Origin of the sequence: Chryseobacterium sp. 22543 (assembly GCF_052044565.1) — a bacterium.
GTDB lineage: Bacteria > Bacteroidota > Bacteroidia > Flavobacteriales > Weeksellaceae > Chryseobacterium.
In genome coordinates this window covers 56325-80850 of the sequence record NZ_JBQENH010000007.1, presented here as the reverse complement: position 1 = coordinate 80850, position 24526 = coordinate 56325, and the positions used below count along the sequence as shown (strand labels likewise).

Annotated in this window: 18 protein-coding genes; 15 read left to right on the top strand and 3 right to left on the bottom strand. The window is 36.2% G+C overall.

What is annotated here, in order from left to right:
* Positions 1–4 precede the first annotated feature (4 nt).
* The 13 genes from ACTJIP_RS20310 to ACTJIP_RS20250 all read left to right on the top strand — a co-directional run bounded on the left by ACTJIP_RS20310 (position 5) and on the right by ACTJIP_RS20250 (position 16705).
* The gene (locus tag ACTJIP_RS20310; RefSeq protein ID WP_180565154.1) at positions 5–916 is read left to right on the top strand and encodes a hypothetical protein; all 912 of its coding nucleotides are present in this window, start codon (positions 5–7) and stop codon (positions 914–916) included.
* 41 nt (positions 917–957) lie between these two features.
* On the top strand, positions 958–1956 hold the full coding sequence (locus ACTJIP_RS20305) for a 2Fe-2S iron-sulfur cluster-binding protein (RefSeq protein WP_047382170.1): 999 nt from the start codon (positions 958–960) through the stop codon (positions 1954–1956).
* A gap of 177 nt (positions 1957–2133) precedes the next feature.
* A complete protein-coding gene (gene nuoH / locus ACTJIP_RS20300) occupies positions 2134–3198 on the top strand; it encodes an NADH-quinone oxidoreductase subunit NuoH (protein ID WP_180565153.1) in 1065 nt (354 codons plus the stop codon).
* Positions 3199–3350: 152 nt separating this feature from the next.
* Positions 3351–3908, top strand: a complete 558-nt coding sequence (locus ACTJIP_RS20295) for a NuoI/complex I 23 kDa subunit family protein (protein ID WP_040996950.1) — start codon at positions 3351–3353, stop codon at positions 3906–3908.
* The gene (locus ACTJIP_RS20290; protein ID WP_047377753.1) at positions 3908–4405 is read left to right on the top strand and encodes an NADH-quinone oxidoreductase subunit J family protein; all 498 of its coding nucleotides are present in this window, start codon (positions 3908–3910) and stop codon (positions 4403–4405) included. The genes ACTJIP_RS20295 and ACTJIP_RS20290 overlap by 1 nt, the downstream gene beginning before the upstream one ends.
* 4 nt (positions 4406–4409) lie before the next feature.
* Positions 4410–4739: an NADH-quinone oxidoreductase subunit NuoK gene (gene nuoK, locus ACTJIP_RS20285; RefSeq protein WP_002983557.1), complete on the top strand. Its 330-nt coding sequence runs from the start codon at positions 4410–4412 to the stop codon at positions 4737–4739.
* Between the two features lie 2 nt (positions 4740–4741).
* Positions 4742–6655 (top strand): NADH-quinone oxidoreductase subunit L, encoded by a 1914-nt coding sequence (nuoL, locus tag ACTJIP_RS20280; protein ID WP_077413860.1) that lies wholly within the window; start codon positions 4742–4744, stop codon positions 6653–6655.
* A 2-nt stretch (positions 6656–6657) separates the two neighbouring features.
* The gene (locus ACTJIP_RS20275; protein ID WP_077413859.1) at positions 6658–8151 is read left to right on the top strand and encodes a complex I subunit 4 family protein; all 1494 of its coding nucleotides are present in this window, start codon (positions 6658–6660) and stop codon (positions 8149–8151) included.
* Positions 8152–8294: 143 nt separating this feature from the next.
* Positions 8295–9683 (top strand): NADH-quinone oxidoreductase subunit N, encoded by a 1389-nt coding sequence (locus tag ACTJIP_RS20270; RefSeq protein ID WP_262484609.1) that lies wholly within the window; start codon positions 8295–8297, stop codon positions 9681–9683.
* Positions 9684–10158: 475 nt separating this feature from the next.
* A complete protein-coding gene (locus ACTJIP_RS20265; protein WP_440705011.1) occupies positions 10159–10392 on the top strand; it encodes a hypothetical protein in 234 nt (77 codons plus the stop codon).
* A gap of 116 nt (positions 10393–10508) precedes the next feature.
* A complete protein-coding gene (locus ACTJIP_RS20260; RefSeq protein WP_180565797.1) occupies positions 10509–11234 on the top strand; it encodes a S41 family peptidase in 726 nt (241 codons plus the stop codon).
* Positions 11235–11713: 479 nt separating this feature from the next.
* Complete coding sequence (locus tag ACTJIP_RS20255) at positions 11714–14179, top strand: TonB-dependent receptor plug domain-containing protein (protein WP_077413854.1); 2466 nt, start codon at positions 11714–11716, stop codon at positions 14177–14179.
* A 213-nt stretch (positions 14180–14392) separates the two neighbouring features.
* On the top strand, positions 14393–16705 hold the full coding sequence (locus ACTJIP_RS20250) for a GAF domain-containing protein (protein WP_440705010.1): 2313 nt from the start codon (positions 14393–14395) through the stop codon (positions 16703–16705).
* Positions 16706–16712: 7 nt separating this feature from the next.
* Here ACTJIP_RS20250 and ACTJIP_RS20245 read toward each other — a convergent pair whose 3' ends face one another.
* Both ACTJIP_RS20245 and ACTJIP_RS20240 read right to left on the bottom strand, forming a co-directional pair.
* Positions 16713–17636, bottom strand: a complete 924-nt coding sequence (locus ACTJIP_RS20245) for a bestrophin family protein (RefSeq protein ID WP_219072188.1) — start codon at positions 17634–17636, stop codon at positions 16713–16715.
* 19 nt (positions 17637–17655) lie between these two features.
* Positions 17656–18837 (bottom strand): Pycsar system effector family protein, encoded by a 1182-nt coding sequence (locus ACTJIP_RS20240; RefSeq protein WP_047382145.1) that lies wholly within the window; start codon positions 18835–18837, stop codon positions 17656–17658.
* 26 nt (positions 18838–18863) lie between these two features.
* Between ACTJIP_RS20240 and ACTJIP_RS20235 the strand changes: the two genes are divergently transcribed.
* Positions 18864–22580, top strand: a complete 3717-nt coding sequence (locus ACTJIP_RS20235) for a metallophosphoesterase (protein WP_440705009.1) — start codon at positions 18864–18866, stop codon at positions 22578–22580.
* A gap of 296 nt (positions 22581–22876) precedes the next feature.
* On the top strand, positions 22877–23599 hold the full coding sequence (locus ACTJIP_RS20230; RefSeq protein ID WP_440705008.1) for a hypothetical protein: 723 nt from the start codon (positions 22877–22879) through the stop codon (positions 23597–23599).
* 81 nt (positions 23600–23680) lie between these two features.
* Here ACTJIP_RS20230 and ACTJIP_RS20225 read toward each other — a convergent pair whose 3' ends face one another.
* Positions 23681–24499 carry a hypothetical protein gene (locus ACTJIP_RS20225; RefSeq protein WP_180565147.1) on the bottom strand — a complete coding sequence of 273 codons (819 nt, stop codon included), beginning with the start codon at positions 24497–24499 and terminating at the stop codon, positions 23681–23683.
* Positions 24500–24526: the final 27 nt, after the last annotated feature.

The window sequence follows — 24526 nt, the reverse complement described above, 5'->3', positions numbered from 1 at the left end:
TAAAATGAAAAAATTATTGGTTGTCGGCTTAATGATGTCGAATTTTGTATTTGCACAGAATAAGAAAACAGATACTGCAAGTTATAACAGATCCGTTGAAGAGGATTTGTCATATGTAGCGAGTGAGAAACAGCAAATTAAAGCTGAAAAAAAAGAAAAGCCATTACCATTAAGCAAAAAAGGTCAGGTTTTCGTATTTTATGGATGGAACAGAGCGGCTTATAGCAATTCTGATATTCATTTTACCGGAAACGGATACGATTTTCAACTGAATAATGTAAGGGCACAAGACAGACCTACAAAATTTGGAATTGTCTATTTTGATCCAAGCTGGTTTACTGTAACACAGTATAATTTCAGAATAGGATATTTTATTAAAGACAATTTAGCGCTGGTACTTGGGATAGACCATATGAAATATGTAATGGACCAGAACCAGACTGTGGGCTTCAAAGGACATATTTCAGATCCTGAATATGCAGCAATGGTTCAAAACGGACAGGTAAATCTTGCAGATGAGAAGTTCCTTACTTTCGAACATACAGATGGACTTAATTATGAAAACTTAGGTCTTGAGAAATACAAAAACCTTGTTCATAAGAAGAATATAGATTTAGTATGGTCTTATGGAGCTGGAATCGGATTTATGTTTCCGAAAAGTAATGTAAAACTTTTTGGAAATGAAAGAAGTGACCGTTTTCACGTTGCAGGTATGGGAACCGATATCAGATCCAGTCTTAACTTAGTTTTCTGGAAAAACTGGATGCTGAGACTAGAAGGAAAAGCAGGTTATATTAATATGTGGGATATTAAAACTACATTGAATAACAAACCTGATAAAGCACGCCAGGACTTTGTTTTCGGACAGGTTCTAGGAGGAATTGGATATACATTTAATACTAAGAAATATAAATAACAAAGCCTATTGCTTAACGCATAAAGCTTAAAGCATATCATATGAGCGAAGAAGTTAAAAAATTCAAAATAACTATAGACGGACAGACTACTGAAGTGATGCCTGGTACTTCCATTCTGGAAGCAGCAAGACAAATCGGTGGAAAATCTGTACCTCCCGCTATGTGCTACTACAGCAAGCTAGAGACCAGTGGAGGGAGATGTAGAACATGTCTTGTAGAAGTTTCTAAAGGGTCTGAAGCAGATCCTCGTCCTATGCCGAAATTGGTAGCAAGCTGCAGAACGAATGTAATGGATGGGATGGAAGTAAAAAACCTTACTTCTGAGAAAGCTCAGGAGGGAAGAAAAGCGGTTACAGAGTTCTTATTGGTAAACCACCCGCTGGACTGCCCTATCTGTGACCAGGCAGGAGAATGTCATCTTCAGGACTTAGGATATGAGCATGGTGTAGACAGTACAAGAACAGAATTTGAAAGAAATACTTACGAAGCTGATGATCTTGGACCGAACATCAAATTGAATATGAACCGTTGTATTCTTTGTGCAAGATGTGTATTGACAGCAAACCAGCTTACAGAAACAAGAGAACACGGTATTCTTTTCAGAGGAGATCACGCTGAAATTTCAACCTATTTAAATAAAGCTTTAGACAATGACTTCATCGGAAATGTTATCGACGTTTGTCCGGTAGGAGCATTAACAGACAGAACAGCTCGTTTTGCAAGCAGAGTATGGTTTACAAAACCAATGAACGCTTCTTGTAAATGTGATAAGTGTTCAGGAAAAGCTGTAGTATGGATGAAAGGTGACGAAATCGTAAGAGTAACTGCAAGAAAAGACCAATGGGGTGAAGTAGAAGAATTCATCTGTGATACATGCCGTTTCGAAAGAAAAGCATTATCAGACTGGAACATCGAAGGTCCTAGACATATCGACAGACACTCTGTAATTTCATTGAACCACTACGAAAAACCTAAGGATGAGCTAAGAGTTTTAGACAATCCTATGGCTAAAGAAATCAGTGAAAAAGACGAAAAATAAAATAGTTGGATGCTAGAAGCCGGAAGCTGGAAGTTTTAATAATAAACCTACAATCCACTTTTAACTTCAATCGTTTTAAAAAATATAAAAAAATTTGGTAATGTGATGAAGAGTTGATGCCGCGAGGTGATAAACTTCCAGCTTCCAGCTCCCATCTTCAAACATTTAAAATAAAAAATGGATTTACTTACATTTAAACTTATACTTGTACTAGCACTTTTCCTGCTATCACTGACGATTGCAGCCTACTCTACCTGGGCAGAAAGAAAAGTAGCCTCTATCATGCAGGATAGAATTGGTCCCAACAGAGCCGGACCTTTCGGATTACTGCAGCCTCTTGCTGATGGTGGAAAGTTTTTCTTCAAAGAAGACTTTACGCCGGCCAATGCAGAAAGATTCCTTTTCGTATTAGGACCTGCTTTGGTAATGTTTATTTCATTGATTACAGGAGCTGTTATTCCTTGGGGTAAAAGTTTAAATATTGCAGGTACTTCTTTTGATCTTCAGGTAGCTAACATTGATGTTGGTGTACTTTTCATCATCGGAATGGCTTCAATTGGGGTTTACGGAATTATGATCGGAGGTTGGGCTTCAAACAACAAATATTCATTACTAGGTGCTATCCGTGCTTCTTCTCAGATGATTTCTTACGAATTGGCAATGGGATTAGCACTTCTTTCTATCATTATGATGACAGGAAGTTTAGACTTAAAAGAAATCACAGAAAGCCAGACTGCTGGGAAATTATGGGGTGTAATTCCTTGGGTTTCCGGGTTGAACTGGAATATTTTCTACCAGCCGATCGCTTTCCTTGTTTTCTTCGTAGCAGCATTGGCTGAAACCAACAGACACCCATTCGATTTACCTGAGTGTGAATCTGAATTGGTAACAGGATACTCTACAGAATACTCTTCCATGAAATTAGGTTTATATATGTTCGGGGAATATGTGAACATGTTTATCTCTAACGCTTTCATGGTAGTTCTTTTCTTCGGAGGTTACAACTATCCTGGTATTGAATGGGTAACTCAGAACTGGGGTGAGAACACTGCAGGAATCTTAAGTATCGTAGCATTCTTAACGAAGACTGTAATCGGAATTCTGATCTTCATGTGGATCAGATGGACACTTCCAAGATTCAGATACGACCAGTTAATGCACTTGGGATGGAAAACATTAATCCCGATGGCATTGGTAAACCTATTAATTACAGGAGCTGTAATTTTAGCATTTGCAAACTAAGAAAATTTGAAAATGAGCTGATTTGAAAATTTGATTATGAAATCAAAGCTTTATCTTTAGCCTATCATATTCAATAATCAATATTAAATAATTAAGATAACAGACAAGATTAGTCTAAAATCTGGTGTCTAACATCTAATATCTATAATTAAATGAAACTTACAAACAGATCAAAAGTTGTTTCCAATAAAGAAATGACCCTTGCTGAAAAAATCTACCTTCCTGCTATCTTTACAGGGATGGGGATTACATTTAAGCATGCTGTAAGAACCGTGATAAAGGGTGCTCCCGCAGTATATTCGTATCCGGAAGTACAGAAGCCAAGAACAACCATCTGGAGAGGCCAGCACGTTCTGAAAAGAGACGAAGAAGGCAGAGAAAGATGTACAGCTTGCGGACTTTGTGCGGTAGCTTGTCCTGCAGAAGCCATTACGATGACTGCTGCTGAAAGAACAAAAGAGGAAAAAGGTCTTTACAGAGAAGAAAAGTACGCTTCAGTATATGAAATTAATATGCTAAGATGTATTTTCTGCGGAATGTGTGAAGAAGCCTGTCCTAAATCTGCCATCTATCTTACTGATAGACTAGTAGATGTGGAAACGAACAGAGGTTCTTTCATTTACGGAAAAGATAAACTAGTTGAAAAAATAAATGAAAGGATTGATATCACGACAAGACAATCCGAGAAACAAAAAAATGCGGTAAAATAATGGATCAGTTTTTATTTTTCTTGGTGGCGTTTTTAGCAGTGGCAAGTGCAGTTTATTTTGTATTTGCAAGAAATCCTCTCTATGCTATTTTGTCATTGATTGTTACAATGTTTTCAATTGCAGGAATGTACATTCTTTTAAATGCACAGTTCCTGGCAATTATCCAGATTATAGTGTACGCAGGTGCCATCATGGTACTTTTCCTTTACATCCTGATGATGCTTAATCTTAATAAAGGAGACGAAAGTAAGAAGAACAATACTTTAAAGTTTGTTGGAGTTTTTACAGCAGGTCTTCTTTTAGTAGGTGTACTAGGAGTTTTCAGAGGTGTACAGGACAAACACATTGTTGTTGAAAATGTAGACAGAGGTATTGGTCTTACAAAAAATCTGGGTAGACTTTTGTTTAATGAATATGTTTTACCGTTTGAGCTTGCTTCCATCCTAATTTTGGCAGGTATTGTAGGCGCGGTATTAATCGGTAAAAAAGATTTATAAAATTATGGGAGAAGTAAATACATTTATACAAAGCATCCCTTTGGACTACTTCATCATTCTTTCATCAGTATTGTTCTGTTTGGGAGTAATGGGAGTATTGCTTAGAAAAAATGCTATTGTGATTCTGGGCTGTGTAGAGCTTATGCTGAATTCTGTAAACCTTTTATTGGCAGCTTTTTCAGCGTATAAAGGCAACGGCGACGGACAGCTTTTAGTTTTCTTCATTATGGTTGTGGCTGCTGCTGAAGTAGCAGTAGGTCTGGCAATTATTGCTATGCTGTATAGAAATACCCGTTCTGTAGATGTGAGTATATTTAATAAATTAAGAGGATAAGAATGGAGAATCTAGTATATGCAATAGTACTTTTACCACTTTTAGGGTTTCTTATTAACGGTTTATTCGGGAAAAATCTTCCAAAAATATTGGTTGGATCTTTGGCTACGGCAATGGTTTTCGGATCATTCTGTATCGCTGTAAGTCTTTTTATGAATTTCAATTCTGAAAGCCAGCCTGTAATCGTAAAAGCTTTTGAATGGTTTAGAGTCAATGGAGTTCAAATCAATTTTGGATTCCAGATTGATCAGCTTTCTTTAATGATGGTGATGATCATTACGGGTATCGGTTCACTGATCCACTTATACTCTATCGGATATATGAGTCATGACAAAGGATTCTATAAGTTCTTTACTTATCTGAACCTTTTCATCTTTTCTATGTTACTTTTGGTAATGGGAAGCAACTACCTTATCTTATTCATCGGATGGGAAGGTGTAGGTCTTTGTTCTTACCTGTTGATCGGATTCTGGTACACTAACGAAGAATACGGTAAAGCAGCAAGAAAAGCTTTCATTATGAACAGAATTGGTGACCTTGCGTTATTGATCGGTATTTTCATGATTGCTTCTCAGACCAATGCTGTAGATTATCTTTCTGTAGCAGAAAACGCTTCAAAATTTGAATTGGACGGAACAGTGATTATCTTTATCACAGCGAGTTTATTTATCGGTGCTACCGGTAAATCTGCTCAGGTTCCATTATATACATGGTTACCGGATGCGATGGCCGGGCCTACTCCTGTATCAGCGTTGATCCACGCGGCAACGATGGTAACGGCAGGGATCTATTTGGTAGTAAGATCAAACTTCTTATTTACTTTGGCACCTACAGTACAGGGAGGAATTTTATTCATCGGATTCTTAACGGCTGCTTTGGCAGGATTCTATGCACTTCGTCAGAACGACATCAAAAAAGTATTAGCTTACTCTACCGTTTCACAGCTTGGATTTATGTTCATTGCTTTAGGTCTAGGAGCGTATACAACAGCGATGTTCCACGTAATGACACACGCATTCTTTAAGGCTTTATTATTCCTGGGTGCAGGTTCTGTAATCCATGCAATGAGCAACGAACAGGATATGCGTTTCATGGGAGGTCTTAAAAAATATATTCCTCTTACCCACGCTACATTCCTTATCGGAACATTAGCCATCTCAGGTTTCCCTTTACTATCAGGGATGATCTCTAAAGACGAAATTTTAGTCGCAGCTTTCGCTAAAAACCCTGTTTACTGGGTAATATTATTTGCATTAGCGGCAATGACTGCAACCTATATGTTCAGACTGTATTATTTGACATTCCACGGAGAGTTCAGAGGTACTGAAGAGCAGAAACACCACTTACATGAAAGCCCGTCAAATATGACATTACCATTGATCGTATTGGCTATTCTTTCTGTAATCGGAGGTTTCATCAATCTGCCACACTTCATCGGTCACGGACATTATGCCAAACTGATGGAATGGTTAAAGCCAGTTCTTACGGAACAAAGCTACAGCCAGATGGAAGCTACTCTTTCAGGAGTAGATTTCAATACTGAAATGATCTTATTAGCAGCAACAATCCTTATGTTCTTCTCTGTATGGTTTATCGTTAGAAACACCTACGTGAAGAAGAAAAAAATGGCTGTTGCAGAAGAAAGCTATACCGGATGGGAAAAGCTTTCTGCTAAAAAATTATACGTTGACGAACTTTACAACGCATTGATTGTAAAAACTGTTGAAGGATTAGGACGCGGAGGAAAGATGTTTGATAAGGGTATCTTAGACCGTTTTGTAAACTTTGTAGGTGATGGTGCTGAAGACAGCGGAAAAGCTATGAAGCGTGTTCAAAACGGAAATGTAGAGACGTATATTCTTATCATGTCTTTAGCTGTGGGAATTATATTAATTGTTAACTTTTTATTACAATAATAATGTCTTGTTTATTATTAACATTATTACTATTACCTCTAGTAGGTTCGGGATTAGTTTTTGCGTGGAAGAGTAATTCCAGCAAATATTTGGCACTGGGAATTGCATTGGTACAAATGCTTCTTACATTTTATATACTTTCGGATTTCGATTTTACTCCGACGGTAGATAGTGTATTGCAGCATGAGATCAATTATCCTTGGTCACAATTTATGAAGAGTTCTCTTCACTTCGGTATCGATGGGATGAGTATGCTTCTTTTATTATTGACCAACATTCTGGCTCCAATTATTATTTTATCATCTTTCAACGAAAATGTAAACTACAGAAATACATTCTACGGATTGATTCTGCTGATGCAGTTCGGGCTTGTAGGAGTATTCACTTCTTTAGACGGATTGCTGTTCTACATTTTCTGGGAAGTAACTTTGATTCCAATTTGGTTCATTGCCGGACTTTGGGGACAAGAGAATAAGAGGTTCGAATTCACTACGAAATTCTTCGTATATACATTCGTTGGATCATTATTTATGTTAGCCGGATTGATATATGTGTACAACCACTCAGCATCATTCGCTTTAACAGATCTATACAATGCACAACTGAACGAAGTACAACAGACTGTGGTATTCTGGTTTATTTTCTTTGCATTTGCAGTGAAATTACCGGTATTCCCTTTCCATACATGGCAGCCTGATACCTATACCTACTCTCCTACTCAAGGATCAATGTTGTTATCAGGGATCATGCTTAAAATGGCAGTATATGGTGTATTGCGTTATTTACTTCCAATCACTCCGCTTCCGATAGCAGGAATTTCAGGGCAGATTGTGATCATTCTTGCAATTGTAGGTATTGTTCACGGAGCATTGATTGCTATTATCCAGACGGACATGAAGAGAATCATTGCGTATTCATCTTTCTCTCACGTAGGATTGATGGTGGCAGGAATCTTCGCTTCTGCAGTAGTTACGCTAAGAGGAACTTTCAATGTAGAAGGAGCTGAAGGAGCATTGGTACAGACTTTCGCTCACGGTATCAACGTGGTAGGATTATTCTACTGTTGTGATATTTTATACAAGAGATTTAAATCAAGAGACATCAGACAAATGGGTGGTTTAGCTAAAGTAGCGCCTAAGTTTGCTGTATTGTTCTTGATCATTATATTAGGTTCAATGGGAGTTCCATTAACTAATGGATTCATTGGAGAATTTATTTTGTTGAAATCTGTTTATGATTTTAATGGGACAGCAGCAGTAATTGCTGGTCTTACGGTAATTCTTTGTGCGGTGTATTTATTGAGATTCTACGGAAAAGCAATGTTTGGAGAAGGAGATGAAGCCGTTTTAAGTACAGCAAAAGATTTGTCAGGAGTAGAATTTTCTGTATTGGCAAGTTTAGCGGTTTTTGTGATCTTACTAGGTATTTTCCCACAACCGGTAATCGACATGGTGAGTAGTTCAGTGAAGTTTATCTACATGGCGATGGCTAACTAAAAAATTAAAAGATTTAAAAATTAAAAAATTAAGAGATTAGAGAGCATAAAGATAAAAGACGAAGAGATTAGGGATGGGAACTTTTGAACCCGGAACTTTAAACTCAAAACCTTAAACTTTAAACTTCAGATCTCGCACCTCAAATCTATATTATGAGTGTTTTAATTATTGTTTTCCTAACAGCAGTTATTGCGTTATTTTCAGGAGTTTTTGAACAAGGAAAATTCGCAAGATACATTGGGATTTTGGGATTAATCATCGCATTGTACGTAAGTTTTATGCCGGAATGTTCGTTCTTCGACCATTACAAGCATATGTATGAGTACAGTGGCAATACCGCATTATTCACTAAAATATCAATCGTAACAACATTATTATTATTCTTTCTGGGAGGTTTTGCGTTCAGCAACCATAGAAGCCACCAGTCAGAATTATATGCATTGATGCTATTTGCATTATGTGGAGGGATCATCCTTTTCGGATACCAGAACCTGGTAACGATGTTCTTAGGAATTGAGATCCTTTCTATTCCATTATATGTAATGGCTGGAGCTAACAAAACTGATCTTAGATCCAATGAAGCTTCTATTAAATATTTCCTTATGGGTGCATTTGCAACAGGTTTCTTACTGTTCGGGATTGCGTTCATCTATGGAAGTGCAGGAAGTTTTGATCTGTACAAGATTCATGATTTTGGAGTAGCTAATTCAGGGAATGTAATGTTTATCCTAGGAGTATTACTTATTCTTTGTGCATTGGCATTCAAGGTAGCTTTAGCACCTTTCCACATGTGGAGTCCTGATGTATATGCAGGCTCTCCTTCACTGATCACAGCTTTCATGGCGAGTGTGGTAAAAATCTCAGGATTCTTTGCCCTATTCAGATTGATGACGCTTGGTTTCACTGGAGTGACTCATGAGTGGATCAACGTTTTAGGAGTATTCTTAATCATTACATTACTTTTAGCAAACGTTATGGGTCTTGCTCAGACAAATGCAAAAAGAATGCTGGCATACTCTTCAGTATCTCATGCAGGATATATCGGATTGGTATTCTTCGGAATGACAAGCCTTTCTACTTATAACTTAGCATTCTATTTATTTGCTTATTCTTTATCTACAGTAGGAGTTTTCATGTGTCTGATCTGGGTAGAGAAATTAAAAAGAGAAACTTCTTTCGGAGCATTTAAAGGATTGGCGAAAACAGAACCTTTATTAGCAACAGCAGCAGCAATCTCTATGCTTTCAATGGCAGGGGTTCCGTTAACAGCTGGGTTTATGGGTAAATTTGCTTTATTCTCCCAGGCTATGAACGGTGCAGCTTTCTTAGTATTGGTAGCGGTATTGGGTTCTGCCTTGTCTATTGCTTACTATTTAAGGCTGATCATCGCAATGTTCTTCTTTAAAGAATCTACATTCAAATCATCAGAAAAAGTAACACTTACTTACAATATCATTGCAGTAATAATAATTGTTTTAATTATTATCCTTGGGGTTTTCCCGGATCTATTTGCAAGAATGTTCGGATTATAAAATCTGAATTATACAATATAAAAAAGCACAGCTATTCAGTTGTGCTTTTTTATTATAAAACAGTGGTCATATCCGGATAAAAACAAAAGCTTATATTTGAAAAAACAAAACCAGGAAACTCCGCATACTTTTAACTTTTACCTCTGTCAAATTTATCCTCCCTCTTTTAATTGAATATGAAAAACATTTTTTGCATCATATTTTTTGCGCTATTATCAATCAGCGGTTACTCTCAAAATAGTAAAGATTATAATTTCGGATTTGAATCAAGAACAGGAAATAATCCGTTACCCGACGGCTGGTTCAGCAGGGGAAACAACAAGGTAAAAATAGAATCAATCCTATCTCATTCAGGGAAAAATCTGTAAGCGTTCAATCTGACACGACAGAACGTACAGGAGGAATCGCATACATTCTTGTCAACAGCTACCGAGGAAAAGAAGTAACGCTGGCAGGCTATATCAAAACAGAAAATGTGGAAAACTCTGCAGGCTTGTTTATAACTTTTGAAGATCAACAGGAAATTCAACTTGAATCTAAAAACGTAAAAACAGAAAACATTCAAGGGGCAGCAGATTGGAAAAAATATACAATCAACGTTGTAATTCCTAAAGACACAGATAAAATTATAATTGGAGGATTCCTTAAAGGGAAAGGAAAAGTCTGGTTTGACAGTTTTAAACTTTATATAGATGGAAAAAATGTTTGAGACTTATCCTCCCAGAATCTCTCCCAATCACCTGATGAATTCTTTCTGGATTCTCAGTTCAGAATAGACAGTCTCAATAACCAACAAATCAATAATCTGTATCAGCTTGGAAAAAACTGGGGATATCTGAAGTATCACAGTTCAGAAGTATCAATTACTTTTTCCCCTACAAAGACATCATAGGAAAGAATTGGGACAGTGTTTTAAAAAACTATATTCCAAAGCTAGTCCATACCAAGGATGAACTTCCTATTTATAAAGAATTTGATCAGAATATCGGTTATATTTATCCTGCTGTTATCACGAAAGATGAGATCCAGACGGTCATGAAAAAATTTATGAATAAAAAAGGAATTATCATTGATCTCCGATGCTATCCTAAAGAATTTTCAACCTCCATAATTTCTGATTATTTTTTTCCTACCTCCAAAGAATTTGCAAAATTTACAGCAACATCATTGCAGCATCTGGGAAAATTTGAGATGAGCGGAAACGCAAAAATTGGAAAAGCAAACAGCAATTATTACAAAGGTAAAATAGCTATTTTAGTGGATGAAACCATACAAAGTGCATCAGAATTTCTTACGTTGGTTTTACGAACAGCTCTCAAATCTGCTGTAATTGGTTCACAAACAGCCGGCACAGACGGAGATCTTTGTGAGATACCTCTTCCAGGCGGAATAATGACCGCCATAAGTGGATTGGGAATATATTACCCGAATGGAAAAGGTACCCAGAGAACAGGTATTTCTATTGATATTCAGGTCAAACCAACCTTACAGTCGATCCGTAAAGGAGATGATCCTCTTATTCAAAAAGCTATAACGTTTATTAATAGGTAATATAAATTATGAGAAGAGGTAACCCTTACTTACGACGTCATTACAGTAGTTGTCATTGCTTTGATTATCATTCTGGAAATCTTCCCTGATTTCTTTGCGAATATGTTCGGATTGTAAACAATATTATAAGGAATCAATATAAAACCTTCCAGCTGACTCTGGAAGGTTTTATTTATTTGGTACCTATATCTTTATTGTATGCAAAACATGCATTTTAACTATCCAATACATTAACTATTTCAATATATTTCAAAAAATTACTATGCTATGCATTATAAAAAAAATTAAGCAATGAATACTAAAAATATAAAATTATCAATTATATATTTTTATTTCATTTATATTTAAAATAAAATAACAATTATTAAATTTCAATAAAAATATTGTATTAAAAAAAGTTAAAATAAAACATAAAAAACAATACTACAATCAATACATTTGTTTTGAATTTACAACAAAATACAATTAAAAAACTTGAAATGATGAAGATCAACAACAATGCCGCTGCCGCATTTCTATTATGCTCAATAGGCTTGGCACAAGCACAGGAAAAAGATTCAGTAACCGCGAAAAAGCTGGACGAAGTAGTGATGGTTGGCACCAGAACTACTCCAAGATCGAGTATCTCCACTCCTCTACCTATTGATAATATAGATGCAGCTATCATTCAATCGTCCGGCCATAGTTCTGTAGGACAAGCACTACAGTACAGGATTCCATCCTTTAATTCTACCAGCGCCGCAGTGCAGGATGCTACTTCATTGCTGGATCCTTTTGAAATCAGGAATATGGGATCATCAAGAACATTAGTTTTGATTAATGGAAAAAGAAAGAATCAGTCTTCTCTCATCTTCACTCAGAATACAATTGGAAAAGGAGAAACGGGAGCTGATTTATCATCTATTCCGTCTATTGCCATCAAAAAAATAGAAATCCTGAGAGACGGAGCTTCTGCCCAATATGGTTCTGACGCAATTGCCGGAGTTATCAATATCATATTAAAAGATAAAATAAACTTTACAGAAGCCAGTGCAAATCTGGGGCTGTACTCAAAAGGAGACGGCTTTTCTCAAAATTTTAATTTGATCACTGGCTCTACATTTAAGAACGGAGGCTTTCTTACATTTTCCACCAATCTCCAGAATAATGATTATGCCTACAGAAACGGAAAGGTAAATGCTTACTGGGATGCACAAACATTTGGAGCCAGTCAAAGTGATGTGGATGCTTATTTAGCCAAATATCCTGACGCTCAAAATAAAAATGCATACCCCAAAAAGAACAGCATAAGTTTTTTGATAAATACTTCCATACCGGTATCTGACCGCTCCAGCCTGTATGCAAATGCTTCATTTGCCACCAAAAAGGTAAGCAGTTTTGCCAATCACAGAACACCTTATTGGGTAAATCCCGCCAATGTTCTGAATTCACCCGACGGCTTTACGCCTACATTTATTGGAGACCTTACCGATTACGGAGCCACACTGGGATACAAAACCAAAACAGAAAGCGAATGGAATATAGACCTGAGCGCAACTTTTGGGGGAAATAAAATTTTATATACAGTAGGAAATACCTTTAATGCAGCATTAGGAGCATCCAGTCCTATTAATTTTAGGCCCGGTGGTTTCAGATTTAATAATATTATCGGGAATATTGATGTTTCCAAAAGATTATCAGAACATATTGCATTGGCATTCGGTTCTGAAGCAAGAAAAGAGGAATATGAAATCTACACTGGAGATCCTGCTTCTTATTATCAAACAGGATCCATTTCTTTTCCGGGATCATCACCAGAAAATTCCGGAATTTTTTCAAGGTATAATATTGGCGTCTATGCAGATGCAGCCTTTGATATTTCCGAGGCCACAACATTTAATGCCACTGCACGTTTTGAAAATTACAGCGATTTTGGAAACTCATTGGTTTGGAAACTCAGTGCAAGACAAAACATCATGGGAAAAAAACTGATCGCCAGAGGATCTGTTTCTACAGGGTTCCGCGCTCCTACTCTTCAACAGGTATATCTTTCTACTATTCAGAATGTTTTTGCTAACGGTAATATCGTTACAGAGGGTCTGTTTAATAATGTAGGTAAAGAAGCTAAAGCAGTAGGAATCCCCAATTTAGATGCTGAAAAATCCCTTAATTTTACCTTAGGACTGGGAATCCAGCCCAATAAAAATTTTTCTATTACCATCGACGGATATCTGATCAATGTGTATGACAGAATCTTACTAAGCTCCAGAATGAGTGATAAAACTACAATTTTAGATCCTTTAAACAATATAGGAATTACCAATGTGAACGCCGCAAGTTTTTTCATCAATGGTGTAGACACAAGAACTATAGGTCTGGACCTTGTCGCCAATTATAGAAATATAGATCTGGCCAAAGGCAAACTTGCCTTTAATCTTGCCCTGAATATGAATCATTCTAAAATAACGGAGAATTCAGACAAGCTGAACGGGCTTAACCTTTCTGCTCCTTTTAACAGAACCGAGGAAGCATTAGCCACCACTTCCAGACCAGCTTTAAAAGCTATTCTCGGTATAGATTATACCATTCAAAAATGGAATATATCACTCAACAATACTTTGTTTGGAAAAGCTACTTATGCGAACAGCGGTATGCCGGGAGCTAATCTGGCCTGGAATGATCCTAATGCCGAATCACAATCCTATCTGGGATTCAGACCAAGAATTACTACGGATATTACCATCAACTACAATATCAACAGCAAAAATACCATTAACTTCGGTATTCTGAATGTCTTTAATGTTCTGCCTAAATGGGAACTGCGGAATCTACCGGCAAATACAGCGTATGATGAAGTTTATAATACCGTTACCTTCAACGGAAGATATCAGCAGTCCAGCTATGATGCCCAGCATTTCAGCATTTTTGGAACACAGTTTATAATGGGATATAATATTAAATTCTAACATTCATATATTTTTAAATACTAAAGTTGTCCTGAATAATTAGGACAACTTTTTTCAAATTCTAAAAAAACATCTATCTGCGCTTTCTAAATGACTCAAAATAAAAACATTTACAGAAACCTAAACAAAAAAGAAGGGAATCATCATTTATACCCATTCAAAACACATTTGTAAATAGTGTTTTTTTCATAACTTTACTTTAAATTTCAGCTCTTGGCTAATCTCTATAAAAAAGACTCTCCTTTTCAGGTTTATATATCATTCAAAAAATATTTGGATGTTCTGGAACATATCCGGTATAATGACAGATTAGAGTATAGAGTCAACTATGCAGAATCATTGATCGAGAGCACCAGAAATTATAAAGAGCTTAGAGAAGGTTTTCAGGACACCGCTTTTCTCGAACAGCATGAAGACCTCATCAGACTGCTTCTTGCAGATCTTTTCCCAACAGGTCTTACCAGAAATGAAATAAAAGCAGCGAGTATTCCTCTTTCCAATATCACATTCAATTATACCGAAAGGTTTAAAGATATTCTTAGAGATGCCGGACAAGACTTTGAAATAGAGCTCAGAAACATTACAGACAATGAGTTCTATGTATTCTGCTGCTGCCTGATTCTTCAGAGCTACTTCAAAAAAGATATTAAAAGCACTATTCCGTTCTATTATGATATTCCCAATAAACAGGGAATTATGAAACATTATAAGATTACGGTAAATTCAGATTTTACCGAAATTATCCCCACAGAAGATGCTAAAATCCCATCTGATGATGTGCTGGATATGCTTTTGGAAAACCTGGATGATTTTAAGTTGTGGAAAAAGTATTTCCCTTCAGAATCATGGATATTAAAAGGTTTCACTATCATTTCATTAGTAGACTGTACCTCGGAAGTGGCACTTTCTGATCTGAAATCAAGCATGATAGAGATTGATCCTGAAAATTTGAATCCTAATGAAAATCTGACTGAAATTTTCAAATCCTATTTTGATGTTTCGGAATTGAGTTTCGGGCTGATGACTTTTAATAAAAAAGAACAGAAACTGGATAAACTCCCAATTTATGAGAGTCTTCTTACAAATCATATTCTGGATTTCTGGATTAATGCTTTTGATGAAGATACCCGTAAGAGTACGTTTAATAATTTAAATCATAATTCAAAGCCTGTAGTTGTTTCCAATGTAAACAACCTGGAGGAAAGTGTAAAACAACTCCCTTCCTTCAGTATTTTAAAGGACAATAATGTCAACAGTTTCATGGTAATTCCTATCATGAAAGACGGTGAACTCCTTGCGATTATGGAGTTTACCTCTCCTATTGCCGGAAGTTTTAATGGTTTAAAACTTAAAAAACTGGAGTTTTTCACTGATATGGTTCTTTTCTCTCTGAACAGATTCTACTTTGAGAAAAACTATCAGATAGAAGCTATTATCCAGCGTGAATATACAACCATCCACGACAGTGTGGTGTGGAAATTCAGAAATGAAGCCGAAAAATATTTCACCGCATCGCTCGGTAAGAAAATATATACCTTAAAGCAGATTGCTTTCAAAAACCTTACTCCGCTGTTTGGTGTTTCGGATATCCGTTCTTCTTCGGAAAAGCGTTATAACCTGATGCTTCAGGATCTTAATCAGCAGATTGAATGGTTGAATGAGATTTTTATACTCACCAATTCCGATTCAGAAAAATTTTTGCTGGCACTGGATGTATTTGAAAATGAACTCAACAATGAGATCAAAGCTGATACAGAACAACGCTTTCAACGATTATTAAGGGAAGAAATTCATCCTTTTTTACAAGGGAAGCTGGAAATAAGAACCTCAAGGGAAATAAAGGCGAAGATCAAAGACTATTTTTCACACATCTTTACGCCAACTGACCTTTTTTATCACCACAGAAAAAATCTGGATGATTCTATCACTCTGGTGAACCGAAAACTGGCAGATATGCTGGACGAAACTCAGATAAAAGCACAGGAAATTTTCCCACACTACTATGAAAGATTTAAGTCTGATGGTGTAGAGCATAACCTTTACATTGGCACCACCATCGCACCTGAGCTTCATTATACTTCAAAAGTTGTTCACAAACTGAGATACTGGCAGCTGAAAACTATCTGTAAAATGGAACTTGAATTTCACTCATTCAAAAAATATCTTCCCGTACAGCTGGATATCGCCTCACTGATCTTTGTCTATAATGAAAAAATAGACATCCGTTTCAGAATGGATGAAAAACGTTTTGATGTAGACGGAGCTTACAATTCCTATTACGAAATTATCAAAAAACGCTTGGATAAAGCCCATGTAAAAGATTCTTCAGAACGCATCACCGCTCCTGGAAAGATCACCATCGTCTATTTCGGAATGGAAAATCAGAAAGAATACCTCGACTACATTTCCAAACTCCAGAAGAAAGGAGTACTACAAAATGATATAGAATTCTTAAGGGTTGAAGATCTTCAGGGAATTACAGGATTGCTGGCACTGAGAGTTTCTTTTACACTTCCACAGGAATAGAAGTTATTTAATCTATAAAGTAAGTATCCGGCTTCTTCAATTCACCTTGAGGAATTCCCGCCTGTTCAAAAATAGAAAATTCAATCGTACGGCAGATACTGTTCAGCGCAAGGTCATTTTCTTCCTCACCAAAAGGCTCACCAATCTCCTGAATAATGGCATCAAGAGCAATAAAGGTATAACTGATTAACAGAACAATCATAGGCATCATCCACCCCAGGGAATCTACCAGTCCGAAAGGAAGCCAGAAGCAGTACAGATATACAGTACGATGCAGAAGAACACTGTAAGCAAAGGGTAACGGAGTATTGTAAATTCTCTCACAACCACCGGAAATATTAGAAAACTGATTCAACTGATGATCCATGGCAGTCATTACAATGGTATCAATATTTCCTTTTTTATTCTGTTCGTTCAGCCAGTCTGCAATAAATCCCAGAATAATACTTGGAATAAATTTTTTATCCTTCACCTCTTCCAGTTGCTCAGGAGAAAGAAGCCTTTCAAGATGTTCTGTTCCGGATTTATCTCTCAGTTGAAAATTCAGCGACCAGGAAAATGCGGAGATAAGCTTAATGATTTTCTCTTTTTCTTCTTTAGCTTCGGGAGAAGAGTCGTTCAATAACGATAAAATCTGTCTCGTCAAAGATCTGGTTTCAATAACAAGAAGTCCCCAAAGCTTCCGCCCTTCCCAGAAACGATCATAGCTCGCAGAATTACAGAACCCCATAAATATAGCAAGAGCCAGCCCTATCAATGTAAAAATCGTAGGATTCAGATGTACTTTATAATCAAAGATTCTTCCTTTGAAAATATAGATAGCCAGAGAAAACAGCGTGATAATGCTTAGCTGAACAACAATTTTCTTTAATACAGAGCCTCTCCATATAAATAACATTTTCAGCCAATTTGTACGCTGTCTTACTATCATTTGTGTATTTGTTGTTTAATTAAAGACTAAGAAATGCTACTCCAAAAGACAGAACAGAAATAATAATCCCCGCCATAAAGACCTTATAAGTGATAGATAAAAGCTTATATTTCCGATCAAGAACCTTTCCAAGATAATACAGGTCTTTTACCATAGAATCATAAATATAATCTCTGTCTTTGATCAAATCTTTCATGGCATTGTGGTAATCATCAAATTGCATTTGGTGAAAATTTCCAAAGAAAAGCAGATTTACTTTTCTATTGATAATATCGTTAGCAGTGAAGGTTGTTTTGGTAACATTAGGTTTGGTAGATAATATCGCAAAAACAATCGTTAGCACACTAGATAGCAACAAAATGAAACTCGGAAGGATCAGATGGGCATTCTTTGGGGTATCCAGCTTGGGAACCAGTACAGAAAGACAAACCGAAATAATCACGGCATTTACAGATAAAAGGATATTGGCTTTGCTGTCTGCAATATCACTCAGTCTTGTATGGTTGTTAAGCGTTACTCTGAACAACGTATCTACACTTCTGTCAGATTTTTCTTTATCCTTTTTACCTTCTGAATTTTCCTTCTCCTTTTTTTCCTCTTTCTTCTCTTCTTCTTTTTCCAGCTTCTTTTCGATCTTTTTAATGTTCTTCTTTTTTAGAGGTTCCCAGTTTTCTTTTGCATAATCTGTATAAAAAGTATGCTTATTTTTCAGCATATCCAGATTTCCGGCATTCCATTCTTCATTAGAGAAACATCTTACATTCGTCAGCTCCCATTCTTTTCTCAAAGCATCAGAAATATCGTTATAATCATGACCTGCAAAATGACTGAAATCCGCATCTTTTACAATTTTTTCCAGTAAATTCTGAGGTTCATAATGTATTTTCGTAGCCAGAATCAGTTTTTCAACATCCGCGATATAATTTTCTGGATAATTTTCCTCCTGTAAAAAAGCTTTCATTACCTCCACACTCCTTTCTTCATGGTTCAGTGCACATTCTATATACCCGGTATCATGAAACCATAATGCTACGAGTACTTTCTCCTGATCCTCTTGAGAGACAGGAGTATTTTTCATGATTTCCTCAGCCTTATTTACCGTATAGGCAGTATGGATAAAATTATGATAAAAATATACTGAAGATAACTTATCTTTGAATAAGATTTCAACATAATTTTTAGCTTTTTGTAGAATGCTCATTCCTGAAATTTTGTTAATGTAAATTTATGAATTTATCCTTTAAAACTCATCTAAAAAATACTTCTATTGTTCTTCGAACTGTAATGTCCGCAGGAGCCCTTTATTCCTGTGCTACATATAACGTACAAAAGGGCAAAAACTTATTTGAAGTAAAAGATTCTGAGATAAAATCCGAGAATGATTTTAAACTTTTTCTGATTGGAGATGCAGGAAACGCAGATGAACCTCATGCACAAAAAACACTGAGTTTACTGAAAAGCAAACTGGATTCTGCCGACAGCAACTCTATGCTGATCTTTTTGGGAGATAATATCTATCCTAACGGGATGCCTAAAGAAACAGATAAAGAATATGCTTCAGCTAAAGATAAACTGGAAAATCAACTTGCCATAACGAAGAATTTCAAAGGTAAAACATTGGTAATTCCCGGAAATCACGATTGGTATAACGGACTGGAAGGATTGAACGCTCAGGAAGGACTGGTAAAAAAATACCTCGACGACAAAAAAGCTTTTCTGCCTAAAAACGGATGTCCTATTGATGATATCAACGTTTCTAAAGACATTAAGCTCATAGCTGTTGATACAGAATGGGTTATTGCCAACTGGGACAATTACCCGGGAATCAATAAAAACTGTAATATCAAAACCCGCGAGGATTTTTTCACAGAATTTAAAGATCTGATCATTAAAAATCAGGGTAAAAAAATCATTGTTGCTTTACACCACCCCATTATCAGCAGTGGGACCCATGCAGGTTTTAATTCTGTAAAATCCCATCTTTTTCCTTTAAAAAGTAAGATTCCTGTTCCCGGTGTTGCAAGTATAATCAATATTTTAAGAAGTTCTTCAGGAGCCAGTCCTGAAGATATCAATAACCAGCATTATGCTGATCTGGCCAACAGATTGAAAAGCATCGTTCAGGATAAGGAAAATATTATTTTCGTTTCCGGGCATGATCATAATCTACAGTACCACGAAGACGGAAACCTTAGACAAATCATCAGTGGAGCAGGTTCCAAAACAGACCCGTCTACCATTATAGAAAAAACTGATTTTTCTTACGGAGGAAGTGGTTTTGCTGTTTTAAATTTCAGAAAAGATGAAAGTACAGATGTTGAATATTTTTCTACAAAAGATGCACAGCTTCAAAAACTGACTCATATTTCAGTAATTTCCAAGCCGGATGTATTTATCAATAATTTTCCCAATTCTTTTCCGCAGACATTTTCCTCAACCATCTACCCGGTACAGCTTACTCAAAAAAGAAAATTTTACCGCTGGCTTTGGGGAGATCATTACAGATATTATTATGGAATTCCGATTGAAGCTCCAACTGCCAATCTTTCAGAATTAAACGGCGGATATATCCCTTTCAGAGAAGGTGGAGGAAACCAGTCCAACAGCTTGCGACTGAAATCAGCGGACGGACAGGAATTTGTGATGCGTGGAGTGAAAAAAAGCGCCATCCGTTTTCTCAACAATATGGCTTTCACAAAAAGTACATTGGGTGAAGAGCTCACCGATACTTTCCCTGAAAAATTCTTGTTGGATTTTTATACGACCAATCACCCATTTACTCCGTTTACGATTGGAAATATGTCAGAGAAACTGAATATTTTGCACAGTAATCCAAAACTCTATTATATTCCTAAACAACAAGCTTTAGGGAGATATAACGAGAATTATGGAGATGAAATGTACATGATTGAAGAACGTTTTTCTTCTGACCCTAAAACATTGGCTTATCTCGGTAATGCAAAAGATATCGTTTCCACGGATGATGTATTGAAGAACCTCAGCAAAAGCAATAAATATTCTGTCGACCGAGAATCTTACATCAGAGCCAGATTATTTGACATGCTTATTGGTGACTGGGACAGACACTCGGATCAGTGGAAATGGGCAGAATATGAAGCGGGTGACAAAGTAGTGTATAAGCCTATCCCTAAAGACAGAGATCAGGCATTCAGCAAATATGACGGAGCTGCATTTAAGCTTATTATGAATGTTCCGGCAATTCGCCATATGAAAACCTTTACAGAAGATATCAGCAGTGTCAAGTGGCTTGCTATGGAACCCTACCCGATGGATCTGGTCTTTTTAAAAGGAGCTGATCAGACAGAATGGGAGACTCAGGCAAAATATATTCAGGAACATCTTACTGATGCGGATATTGATGATGCTTTCCATAATCTTCCGAAAGAGGTACAGGATAATACCATTGCTGAAATTCAGAGAAAGCTGAAAGTAAGAAAAACAAAACTTCAGAGCTACGCTGCTCAGTATTATGATGTATTACAGAAAAAAGTATCTCTGGCAGGAACTGTAAATCCTGATAAGTTTGTCATCACCAAAAACGGACATTCAGTACTTGTACAGCAATATAAACTGGGCAAGAACAAAGATCAGAATGAACTGGTTTTTGAAAAGACCTATCATGATTCAAAAACAAAAGAATTGTGGATCTACGGACTTGAAGATGATGATATCTATGAAGTGGCAGGAACCGGAAACCCTAAAATGAACATCCGGCTGATTGGTGGATATAATCATGATACTTATAATGTTGCTGATGGAAGAAAAGTGAAGATTTATGATTTTAAATCTCAGAAGAATACTTATAACGCTGGCAATGCAACCAAAAACATCACTGATGATTATGACATCAACAGCTATAATTATAAACACCCGAAATACAATTCCTTTGCAGGATATCCAAACCTGGACTATAACCCGGATGACGGTGTCATTGTAGGCGTTCTGGCCAATTATACAGTCAATAACTTCATCCGTGATCCTTATACCCAAAGACATAGCTTAAAAGCTAATTTTTATACTGCTACTGCAGGATTCAGCCTTACCTATAAAGGAGTATTTAAAAAGGCTATCTCAGGTTGGGATTTCAATCTGGATGCATTTTATACGACTCCAAGGTTTTCTCAAAATTTCTTTGGCCTTTCCAATGAAAGTGAATATGATAAGGAAGATACAGAAAGAGAATACAACAGAGCCAGAATTTCAAAATTCAACTTTGCACCTTCTATCTCTCAGAAAAGCTGGATGAATCTGAGTCATCAGTTTCAATTAACCTTTGAAGATAATAAAGTCCAGAGAAAGGCTGACCGCTTCATCAACCAGTCACCGGACGTAAGACCAGGTGTATTTAACAGCCAACAGTTTGTAGGAGCCAATTATACATTTGGCTATAAAAATGCAGATAATACAGCATTCCCTACTCTTGGACTGGAATTTATGCTTAATGCCGATTGGAAAGCAACTCTTTCCGACTTTAATAAAAACTTCCTGACTGTAAAAGGAAAGCTTGCCATTGATCATAGAATTGATAAGAAAGGAAAATTTGTTTTTGCCAATTCCAGTAACGTAATGTGGATCAATAATAACAATTTTGAATTCTATCAGGCGGCTGCAATTGGAGGTAACAATGGGATGAGGGCTTTCAGAAACGAAAGATTCTCAGGAAGATCATATTTTACCAATAATTCAGAGATACGATGGGATTTCGGGAGAGTAAGAAACAATATTATTCCTGCGAATATGGGAATTCTTATCGGATATGATATCGGCCGTGTATGGAATGACAGTGAAAATTCCAGAAAATGGCACCAATCTGCCGGTGCCGGTGTATGGCTGAGCATTGTAGAAATGATGTCTGCAAGACTGAATTATTTCTATGGTTCAGATGGTGGAAGACTTTCCGCAGGGATAGGAATGAAATTTTAAATAATCAAATTTTCATCATCAGTATTACAATTTTAAGACAGATACAAAACATTCTTTAAAACCTATTAAAACTAATTACAGTTGAATATTCAAAAAAAATCCAATTTTAATTAAATTTAATAATCCTAATTTTCAGCTTACATTTTTCATTAATAAAACAAATATGGCTTTTAAATAAAAGCCATATTTTCAGCTATATAGGTCAACACCACACATAGCTTTATATGTTTATCAATTCTTTAAAAAACAGACATTTTAAAAACATTTTATATTTGTAGCAATAAAAAAATCAACAAATGATGAAAAAGAAGCTATTGTATATGGCATTATTTACCCTGTTTATACATTTAAATGCACAGATAGGGATTAAAACATCAACACCTCAACATACTTTACATGTCAACGGTTCACTACAGGTTGTTAAAGACCTGAATGTAGGCGGCGATGACAGAACTAAAGGTAATTCAGGAAACAAAGGTGAGGTCCTAATGTCAAACGGAGCCGGAAATACTCCGGTATGGAAAACAATTGAATCTGAAAATTTCTTAAAAGTTGTGTATGTAGGGAACAAAACAGATATCAGCCCATCCAGCGGCAGTTATACAGGAACACACTCTACTCCAATCACCATTCATGAAAGTTATTCACAAACCTACGTCTTCAATGTGAGCAATAAGCTTGATACAGCTTATTTAACTTATAACTCAGCAACAGGACTTTTCACAGTGGTAAAACCCGGGTTTTATAATATTGTTCCTTATGCAACCTATGATCTTAATCTAAATCCGTCAGGACAAACTGCAGGAACAGCAAATTCTTATATCCAAAAAGTTTCGCCGGCACTTACAACGCTTGCAGGCATATCTACAGGCCATGGAGAACGCACTACAGGATTGAACCATAATCTTTCATCCATTAACTTTTTCAATACAGGAGAAACCTTCAGAATACGCTGCCGATATACTCAGGATTTTAGGCTATCAAGTGGAAATATCCATATCTCTTACCTTACTCCATAAGACGTAAAAATGTCAATCACTTCAATACATTCATATATTCAAAAACCCCACAGATTTCTCTGTGGGGTTTTATTTGATTTTTTATAGTATTGGAAAGAATAATAATACCTGTCCGTTAGCATCGTATTTATAGTTCCATATTTTTGTTGTTGTCTTTGGAGGAATATTGCCATTAGCCGGATTTAAATTTTCCGTGACGGATACTTTTTTTCTGAAATTATTAGCAGATAAGCTTTTCTCATACAACTCATTATTCAGCAGATAAAGTTTTTTAAATGGATTTGCAGCGTTATCAAAATCAGAATATGTAATTGTAGTTAACTTATTATCTATTCCACTTATTTTTTCTATGACCTCACTTTTAGTAAGGTTATTATTGCTATAATAATAGGTTGTGAAATATTCATAACCACCAGGACCTTCAAATTTCCAATAAATCTTTTTTAATTTATCCTGTTCATAAGTATAAGTTTTGGTGTCAGCTACAGAACCAGGGCCGGTTACATTATTTACATAATAATGTTCCTGTTTTACAGGCTTGTTATTATCCATGGTAAAACGATATTCCTGATAGCCTTGAAAATTTGCTCCTTCCAATTCACTTAAGATTACTTTATTATTACTGTAAGACAGTGTAGTAATCTTATCGGCAAAAAACATATCCTCCATTTGCATAAATATTTTATAAAACCTTCCTTTAACATTCGTTAAATTTCCATTTTCATAAGTAAATTCATAAAATTCTTTAGGATTAGGTGTTCCGATACCATCTACCCCATTAACATAAGCTTTTTCAGTCTGTATAACCGGAGGCGGCGGTGGAGTATCCGCTGGGGTATCATCACTGCTGCTGCATGAGAACAGGCTTAATGCAAGTGAAATGTAAAACAATTTTTTCATGGTTAATTAGTTAGTATATTTATTATA

Excerpts from the sequence above, each read along its gene's own strand:
- ACTJIP_RS20310 (WP_180565154.1), top strand. The coding sequence starts at position 5 with ATGAAAAAATTATTGGTTGTCGGCTTAATGATGTCGAATTTTGTATTT.
- ACTJIP_RS20305 (WP_047382170.1), top strand. The coding sequence starts at position 958 with ATGAGCGAAGAAGTTAAAAAATTCAAAATAACTATAGACGGACAGACT.
- nuoH (WP_180565153.1), top strand. The coding sequence starts at position 2,134 with ATGGATTTACTTACATTTAAACTTATACTTGTACTAGCACTTTTCCTG.
- ACTJIP_RS20295 (WP_040996950.1), top strand. The coding sequence starts at position 3,351 with ATGAAACTTACAAACAGATCAAAAGTTGTTTCCAATAAAGAAATGACC.
- ACTJIP_RS20290 (WP_047377753.1), top strand. The coding sequence starts at position 3,908 with ATGGATCAGTTTTTATTTTTCTTGGTGGCGTTTTTAGCAGTGGCAAGT.
- nuoK (WP_002983557.1), top strand. The coding sequence starts at position 4,410 with ATGGGAGAAGTAAATACATTTATACAAAGCATCCCTTTGGACTACTTC.
- nuoL (WP_077413860.1), top strand. The coding sequence starts at position 4,742 with ATGGAGAATCTAGTATATGCAATAGTACTTTTACCACTTTTAGGGTTT.
- ACTJIP_RS20275 (WP_077413859.1), top strand. The coding sequence starts at position 6,658 with ATGTCTTGTTTATTATTAACATTATTACTATTACCTCTAGTAGGTTCG.
- ACTJIP_RS20255 (WP_077413854.1), top strand. The coding sequence starts at position 11,714 with ATGATGAAGATCAACAACAATGCCGCTGCCGCATTTCTATTATGCTCA.
- ACTJIP_RS20245 (WP_219072188.1), bottom strand. The coding sequence starts at position 17,636 with ATGATAGTAAGACAGCGTACAAATTGGCTGAAAATGTTATTTATATGG.
- ACTJIP_RS20240 (WP_047382145.1), bottom strand. The coding sequence starts at position 18,837 with ATGAGCATTCTACAAAAAGCTAAAAATTATGTTGAAATCTTATTCAAA.
- ACTJIP_RS20235 (WP_440705009.1), top strand. The coding sequence starts at position 18,864 with ATGAATTTATCCTTTAAAACTCATCTAAAAAATACTTCTATTGTTCTT.
- ACTJIP_RS20230 (WP_440705008.1), top strand. The coding sequence starts at position 22,877 with ATGATGAAAAAGAAGCTATTGTATATGGCATTATTTACCCTGTTTATA.
- ACTJIP_RS20225 (WP_180565147.1), bottom strand. The coding sequence starts at position 24,499 with ATGAAAAAATTGTTTTACATTTCACTTGCATTAAGCCTGTTCTCATGC.